Source organism: Methylobacterium sp. WL8 (genome assembly GCF_008040045.1).
In the GTDB taxonomy this organism is placed as follows: Bacteria; Pseudomonadota; Alphaproteobacteria; order Rhizobiales; family Beijerinckiaceae; genus Methylobacterium; species Methylobacterium cerastii.
Map to the genome: position 1 here is coordinate 1 of NZ_VRVF01000192.1, position 1,040 is coordinate 1,040.

General features: G+C 53.3%; 1 protein-coding gene and 2 pseudogenes. 1 reads left to right on the forward strand and 2 read right to left on the reverse strand.

Features of this window, described 5'->3' with window-relative positions:
* A pseudogene (locus tag FV234_RS25840) lies at nt 1-112 on the forward strand (IS5/IS1182 family transposase); the annotation flags it as partial.
* Here FV234_RS25840 and FV234_RS25845 read toward each other — a convergent pair.
* Together FV234_RS25845 and FV234_RS25850 are read right to left on the reverse strand one after the other, a co-directional pair.
* Entirely contained in the window at nt 97-564 is a 468-nt protein-coding gene (locus FV234_RS25845; protein WP_147832445.1) for a hypothetical protein, read from the reverse strand. The pseudogene FV234_RS25840 and the gene FV234_RS25845 sit on opposite strands and share 16 nt — an antisense overlap.
* A gap of 364 nt (nt 565-928) precedes the next feature.
* A pseudogene (locus tag FV234_RS25850) lies at nt 929-1,040 on the reverse strand (IS5/IS1182 family transposase); the annotation flags it as partial.

Here is a 1,040-nt window from a genome sequence, read left to right on the forward strand (position 1 = left end):
CTGCCGCCGTCTCGCGAAGGATTGGGAATGCAAAAGCCGGAAAGGGCGAGCGTTCGTCCTCTTGGCCTCCATCCGCCTCATGACCCGAAAGCTCTGTCAGAAAACATTATGATGCCGGACAGACTCTAAGATTGCTTGCTCAATTTTTCTGCGGCGCTCTGCTTCATCGTCTTCAAACAATAGAGATTGATTGGACTCCTCAAAATTTGCACGGAAAACAGCTTTGCGTGGTTTTTTGCTAACATCTTCGACTTGATTAGCTGTAATCAGAGCGCGATTTGTTCTAATTACGAAATGTTTGCCCGTAGGCCGAGCATAGTTCTCCCAACTACCGTCGAAGGGTAGGTCACCGGTTTTGACCAATCGCTCAAGTTCGAACGACACGGCTAACATAATAAGATCGCCGCGCTGATACTGACCACCCGGAGTCGATAGATAAACGTTCTGATCGATAGTTCTGTCGGCAGTCGCATACGCACGGCGCAGAGCGGATGGGATGAGGGGGCGTATCGTCGAAGGAAATTCCTCGTCGATAAAAATTTCGGCTGGGTTGTCCGCGGCCATGTCGGTGCCTGTAGTGGAGTGCAATTTCCTACAGAAGCCGACATTCGTATCAAAAAGTCAACACCCTCGCGACTTCGCCTATCGTTTGGTGACCGCATTTCGTGCGATCTCTCGGCCCAACGTTCTGCCGGCATACCTGCCGATCGCGCAGCAGCTGTCTCAACCCATCTCGGCCGCAGCCTCATTCATCTTGGGTTTGGTCAGGCCGAAGTTCTCCGGCTCTTCTGCAGTAACGATGCGCATTGCTTTTACGGCGTTGCCGTTTGTGTCGGTAGGGCGCGTCTGGCCTTTGGTCCCGTGGGCATGGCTAATACTTAATCCCACCGGCGTCGCGGTCGTAGATGTTCTCAGAGTCTGTCCGGCATCATAATGTTTTCTGACAGAGCTTTCGGGTCATGAGGCGGATGGAGGCCAAGAGGACGAACGCTCGCCCTTTCCGGCTTTTGCATTCCCAATCCTTCGCGAGACGGCGGCAG